Annotated in this window: 6 protein-coding genes and 1 tRNA gene; 1 reads left to right on the forward strand and 6 read right to left on the reverse strand. The window is 64.9% G+C overall.

Annotation, left to right across the window (positions count from 1 at the left end; all coding sequences use genetic code 11):
* The 5 genes from QQJ79_RS14440 to QQJ79_RS14460 form a co-directional block, all read right to left on the reverse strand.
* On the reverse strand, nt 1-484 hold a 484-nt coding region (locus QQJ79_RS14440; RefSeq protein ID WP_284223618.1), incomplete at its 3' end, for a lysozyme.
* A 64-nt stretch (nt 485-548) separates the two neighbouring features.
* Complete coding sequence (mgtE, locus tag QQJ79_RS14445; RefSeq protein ID WP_284223619.1) at nt 549-1,961, reverse strand: magnesium transporter; 1,413 nt, start codon at nt 1,959-1,961, stop codon at nt 549-551.
* 61 nt (nt 1,962-2,022) lie between these two features.
* Nucleotides 2,023-2,109 (reverse strand) — tRNA-Leu (locus QQJ79_RS14450).
* 223 nt (nt 2,110-2,332) lie between these two features.
* Complete coding sequence (locus QQJ79_RS14455) at nt 2,333-2,839, reverse strand: hypothetical protein (RefSeq protein ID WP_284223620.1); 507 nt, start codon at nt 2,837-2,839, stop codon at nt 2,333-2,335.
* 794 nt (nt 2,840-3,633) lie between these two features.
* On the reverse strand, nt 3,634-3,942 hold the full coding sequence (locus tag QQJ79_RS14460) for a FliM/FliN family flagellar motor switch protein (RefSeq protein ID WP_431307605.1): 309 nt from the start codon (nt 3,940-3,942) through the stop codon (nt 3,634-3,636).
* A 30-nt stretch (nt 3,943-3,972) separates the two neighbouring features.
* On the opposite strand from QQJ79_RS14460, the gene lipB reads away from it, so the two are divergent.
* Entirely contained in the window at nt 3,973-4,689 is a 717-nt protein-coding gene (gene lipB / locus QQJ79_RS14465; protein ID WP_284223622.1) for a lipoyl(octanoyl) transferase LipB, read from the forward strand.
* Nucleotides 4,690-4,961: 272 nt separating this feature from the next.
* On the opposite strand, the gene QQJ79_RS14470 is transcribed toward lipB, so the two are convergent.
* The gene (locus QQJ79_RS14470; RefSeq protein ID WP_284223623.1) at nt 4,962-5,504 is read right to left on the reverse strand and encodes an OmpA family protein; all 543 of its coding nucleotides are present in this window, start codon (nt 5,502-5,504) and stop codon (nt 4,962-4,964) included.
* Nucleotides 5,505-5,917: the final 413 nt, after the last annotated feature.

Below are 5,917 nucleotides of genomic sequence, written 5' to 3' on the forward strand. Positions count from 1 at the left end.
GGGCGGCCAGCAGTTCGGCGAGGGTGACCGGCGAGGCCGGATCAGCGACGAACAGGGCGCGCTCGGCCGCGCGGCGGCGCAGGCGGGCGTCGGCGGAGGCGTCCTCGGGCCAGCCGATCAGGGCGTCCGCGGCCTGGCCGGCATGACCCTCGTTCAGTCTTTGCAGGACGTCGGAGGCGAGGAAGCGGTCGACGCCGACGGAGACGGCGAAACTGGCCAGGGCGTCGAACTGGTGCTGGTTCAGCGGGCTGTGAACCTGTTCGTTCAGCGCCTTCACCACCGGCATCAGATCGTATTGCAGCAGCAGTTCGGCGTCGGCCTCGGCGACGGTCAGGCCCTCGCGGGCGGAGGCGGTGTGGCCGTAGCCGATGACCCAGCGGCCGTTCTCTTCCCGCACCGCGCGCGGCCGGAATCCCTCAAAGCTCTTGATGAGGACCATCCCCTCGCGGGAGACCTTCAGACGGGGTGTGGGCGTTTCGGACACGGATTGACCCAAATCGAGACGGGCGCGCTGGCCCGAAGAGAGAGCCAGCAAGGGACGCGCCGCTCTACAACAGGACGAGGCTCGCGAGACCGAGGAAGATCAAAAAGCCGAAGAAGTCCGTTGTCGCCGTCACGAACACGGCCGAGGACACGGCCGGGTCGAACTTCAGCCGCGACAGGGTCAGGGGGGTCAGAACCCCGACCGTGGCCGCGACCAGCAGGTTCAGCACCATGGCCATGCCGATCACCGCCCCGATGCGCCATTCCTGGAACCACAGGCCGGCGGCCATGCCGATCAGGGGCGCCAGCACAAAGCCGTTGGCCAGACCCACCGCCAGCTCGCGGCGGAAGGTGCGGGCGGCGTTGGAGCTGTTCAGTTCGCGCGTCGCCAGGGCGCGCACGGTCACGGTCAGGGCCTGGGTGCCGGCGTTGCCGCCGATGGCCGAGACGATGGGCAGCAGGATCACCAGGGCGACGATCTGGGCGATCGTGGCCTCGAACCACGAGATGACGATGGAGCCGAGCACCGCCGTGCCCAGATTGATGGCCAGCCAGGGCACGCGGCCGCGGACGATCTCGGACACGGACGAACCGCGGTCCTCATCCGAGACGCCGGCGAGGCGCAGGATGTCCTCGCGGTTCTCTTCCTGGATGATGTTGACGATGTCATCGACGGTGATCTGACCCACCAGCCGCCCCGCCGCGTCGACGACGGGGGCCGAGATCAGGTGGTATTTCTCGAAGATGTAGGCGACTTCTTCCTGGTCCTGGTCGACGGCGATCGCATTGATCGGCTCCATGATGTCGACGAGGGCGATCGTGCGCGCCGCGCGCAGCAGGCCGCTGACCGGTAGGCCGCCGACGGGCTTGTTGTGCGGATCGACGATGTAGATGTCGAAGAACAGCTCGGGCAGGTCCTCGCCCTGCTTGCGGATGTGGTCGATGGTGTCGCCGACGTTCCAGAACGACGGCGCGGCCATGACCTCGCGCTGCATCAGGCGGCCGGCGGAATCCTCGTCGTAGCGCAGCGAGTTCTCGATCGCGGCGCGATCGACCTCGGGCATGGCCGCCAGCACCTTTTCGCGCTGGTCGTCCTCCAGATCCTCGACCACGGCGGCGGCGTCGTCGGAATCGAGTTCCTGCAGCGCCTCGGCCAGGGTCAGGTGCGGGACGCGCTCCAGCACCTCCTCGCGGATGTTGTCGTCCAGCTCGGGCAGGGTTTCGGCCAGCAGGTCCGGCGGAAGCCAGAGGACCACGACGGTGCGGTGCTCGGCGGTCAGGAAGCCCATCAGGTCGGCGACGTCGGCCGGGTGAAGGTCTTCCAGCAGCGAACGGAGCTTGAGTCCGTCGCCGGCGTCCGAGGCGTCGACGACCTTCTCGACGAAGCTCGCCGTCAGCACATAGTCCTCGTCGAGGGCGACGTGGTCGATTTCTTCGGTCTGGGAAGGCGTCAGGGAGGCTTTTGCGGTGATCGTCACGCTCGGCCTCCCCGATTTTATGTCAGCTCAATTCTAGCCGAGATTCGCCCTGTTGTTTCGATGGTGCGGTCGAGAAGACTCGAACTTCCACTCCGGTTAGGGAACAGCGACCTCAACGCTGCGCGTCTACCAATTCCGCCACGACCGCTCGCATCGGAGGGGGGCTGATAGCGGAGGTCGGAGCGGAAGGGAAGGGGTCGTTCGAGGCAGCAGGCGCCAGGCAAGAGGCAGCAGGCCGGTAGGCCCATCGGAAAACTTGGACGGTGTTGCGCTTTCGCGATCAGGCTGTGGAGCACGCGGCCTAACTCGTCTCCTTGGTCGGGAAGTTTGCGGCTCGGTTCGGGACCCTGCCTTCAGCAATCAATCCCTCGTCAGGCGACGACTATCGCGCAAATCAAAGCTGCAATGGGGGTCGCTAACATTAGGTATGAAGACCAGTTCAGTCGGTCTCCGCGCCGTTCGAGAATGGGTCGATTCTCCGACAAGCGACTCTGGAGCGCGATGACGAAGTCTGCTTCCACCTCCTTAGGTGAAAGGCGTTGTTCAAGGTCCCCCGCGAAGTCTTGTGGGTACCAACCGCAGGTATGGAAGCCCACCGATCGAAGAGACCAAGCCGCCAAAGCAGATCCCGCGGTAAAGCCAACTGCGGCCAACGACGCCCCGAAAATTGCAGAGATCGGGAGGGGCTTGAACGCCATAGAGGCAGCCGCCAAGGCAGTTGCAGCAGCTGCTAGCGACGCGCCGGCTGTCAGGAAAGCCGCACCTTTTACATCTTGCGCGTCGGCGGATTCTCCTTGGGCTTCAAGACGCTTTTCCGCCTGCTCCCGAATCAGCCCTACGATGCCGGGCTTAGCTTTGAGCAACTGATCTCGGGTCATACGATGGCTCCCTCGCATCCAACACGTCCGCCAGATCGTCGCACGAATGTCGGCGACAACGCAGGTAAGAGCGCGCCGCAACGACCGACGCCGCAACAGCCGCCTCGGCAGCCAACTCCGCCAGCTACGCCGAAGAAGTGACTTACCGCCTTTTTGGTACACCAAGCTCGCGGGCAAACACCTTCATCGGTGCGTTATCGGGTGCTTGGGTATTGGCGGTCCTTTGGATCGCCCTACCAGACCATGATTTGTTGAAAGCTCTCTGGTCTCAGACCATGGCCGCATGGGTCCAAGCAATTGGGTCAATCGGAGCGATTGCGATTGCGATCTGGGTAGCTGCCGACCAGGCCGCTCGCACGCGCAGCCAAATCCGGGAAGCAGAGCTGGATCTCGAGTATCGGGAGCTTTCGACCTTGTGCATTTTTGCTCTTGGCTGTGTCGAGTCTGGGGACACATTCCGTAACCGATGCCTAGCGGGCACTTGGATGCACGATCATGTTGATTACCAAAGACGTGTTATGACGCGTCTACTCACAGGGTTTTCTTCTGTTCACTTGAGAAGTCTTCCGACCGAGATCAGCCGAAAACAAGCCGTGGCACTTACCGTTGCGCTTGAAACGCTGATAACAGGGCTCAACACAATTGAAAGGCACCTACCGAAGCAGCCTCCTCGGAATTCCTTTTCTGACACCGTCGTGGATATAAAGGCTCGCGTGGCGGTGCTGAATCAGGAGTTGGCTACCGCTGCGACGCGAGTGAGTCCGTCCGGAACTCCGGCGTAAACTTTTCGGGACCTAAGCCGCCCCCGCCATGAAGTCATACACATCCGCCGCCCGCGTCACCGTGATGGCGATGCGGTCGTCGCGGATTTCGATCTCGCCGCGGGCGACCGGGTGGTTGTTGGCCAGGATCCAGACCTCGTCATGTTCCGAGGCGTCGAGCGGAATCACCGCCCCGCGGCCCATCCGCAGCAGCTGGCTCATCGGCAGGACAGAACGCCCCAGGACGACCGAAATTTCGATATCGACGGCTTCGATCTGACTCACTGGATACTCTGACGCTGACTCTGAGGAGGCGGGTTTCTGGGCGATCTTGGCTTGCATGGCGCTCCCGGCCCCCACATTGGAGGCGTCATGCTTTCCCAAGCCTTAAGCGAAACCATATCCAAACTGGTCCGCGCCGACGGCCGTCCGGTCGAATGGGCGGCGTCCGAAGGCTATGTGGACTATGAGGCGGCGGTCGCGGCCATGGAGGCCCGGGCGGCGGCGATTTCGGCGGGCGAGGCCGGGGAGCTGGTCTGGCTGCTGGAGCATCCGCCGCTCTACACGGCCGGTGTCTCGTCGAAGGACGACGACCTGCTGGACTCCGCCCGTTTCCCGGTTCACCGCAGCGGCCGGGGCGGGCAGTTCACCTATCATGGGCCCGGCCAGCGGGTGGCCTATGTCATGCTGGACCTGAACCAGCGCGGCAAGGACGTGCGGACCTTCGTGCGCGGGCTGGAACAGTGGATCATCGGGGCCCTGGGCGAGTTCGGCGTTCCGGCCGACGTCCGCGAGGGCCGGGTGGGCGTCTGGGTCGAACGGAAGGGTCCGGGATGGTCCCGGGAGGACAAGATCGCCGCCATTGGCGTCAAGGTGCGCAAATGGGTCAGCTTCCACGGCATCAGCCTGAATGTTGAGCCGGACCTCGACCATTTCTCAGGCATCGTCCCATGCGGCATCGCCGAACATGGGGTCACCAGCCTGGTCGACCTCGGCGTTCCGGCGACGATGGATGAGGCGGACGCGGCGCTGAAGACCAGCTTCCGGCGGGTGTTCGGGGACACCGTCGAAGGCGCGGCGCCGGTCTAGGCTCGGAGCCTTGTCATCCCGGACGTCGCGAAGCGGCGATCCGGGATGGGGCTGACAAGCCAGTCAGCGCTTCCCGGAATCCGCGCAGCGGATGTCCGGGAGACAGGCAGGGCGGCCCTCCGAGCGTCCGTTCCCGGGATCGTGCCAGCGGCCAACCGTCTCCCGGCTCAGCCCTGCGGGCTGTCCGGGAGGATCAGGGTGGGGATACCTTCCCGTCCCGGATAGCGCCTGCGGCGCTTCCGGGATGACAAGGGACCGCGCCCCGCGCGGTCTTAGCTGAGCACCACGATCGCCACGCGGCGGTTCTGGGCCCGGCCCTCGGGGGTGTCGTTGGAGGCCACCGGCGAATCCTCGCCATAGGAGATGGTCGCCATCCGGTTCAGGGCGATGCTGTTCCGGCTCAGATAGCGGCGCACCGCCTCGGCCCGGGCCTCGCCGAGTTGCTCGTTGAAGCGGGCGTCGCCGCTGGCGTCCGTGTGGCCCTGGATCTCAAGATAGACGTTGCGGTTCTCGCTGGTCAGCCGCTGCACCAGTTCGGCCAGGCGGGCCTCGGCCTCGGGCGACAGCTCGTCGCGATTGACCGGGAATTTGACCGAGTCGTCCGACAGCACGACTTCATAGAGGAATTTGCCCTCGGCCAGTTTGTGGGCGGCGTTCGCCCGGGCGAGGGCCTCGCCGGCCGTGCCGGCGACCTCGGTGACGCGGGTGTCGACGCCGGCGACGCGTTCGTCGACCACGGCGAGATTCTCGCGCACGAATTTGTGGCTGGCGCAGCCGCCGGCGGTCAGGCCGACGAGGAGGAGGGCGCCGGTCATGATCGCCGTTCTGGAAGTTATTCTGGTCAAGGGATGAGCCTTTGTTCAGTCGGGGCGCTACTCCCGGGGGCATGCGCAGTTCATCAGGTACCGTAGCCGTGATGGCGCCGTGATGGCCCGCTGTGGGCGATAAGGTGTCAGCTTGGCTGTATGCAATTGCATATTGTTGGAGCGATCAATGCGTTCAGCAAAGCGCCGTCGATCCGTCAAAATCATATCGTTTCTACATAACGATGACTGGCGAAGCGCGCCACGATCCTGACGCGGACGGATGCTGATCTGACGACGCCGATGAACCATGCCGGCGCCCGGATCGTCCATGCCCGCACCCTTGCCGAAACCCCCCGCCGCCGCGCCGCCCCCGATCCGGGGGGCCGGTCAGGACCCGCGCCCGGCCGCGCGGTCGGCGCGGC

Source organism: Brevundimonas denitrificans, assembly GCF_030160755.1.
In the GTDB taxonomy this organism is placed as follows: domain Bacteria; phylum Pseudomonadota; class Alphaproteobacteria; order Caulobacterales; family Caulobacteraceae; genus Brevundimonas; species Brevundimonas denitrificans.

Bases quoted from the DNA above. Each gene is read 5' to 3' on its own strand.
- QQJ79_RS14455 (WP_284223620.1), bottom strand. From the start codon at position 2,839: ATGACCCGAGATCAGTTGCTCAAAGCTAAGCCCGGCATCGTAGGGCTG.
- QQJ79_RS14460 (WP_431307605.1), bottom strand. From the start codon at position 3,942: ATGCAAGCCAAGATCGCCCAGAAACCCGCCTCCTCAGAGTCAGCGTCA.
- lipB (WP_284223622.1), top strand. From the start codon at position 3,973: ATGCTTTCCCAAGCCTTAAGCGAAACCATATCCAAACTGGTCCGCGCC.
- QQJ79_RS14470 (WP_284223623.1), bottom strand. From the start codon at position 5,504: ATGACCGGCGCCCTCCTCCTCGTCGGCCTGACCGCCGGCGGCTGCGCC.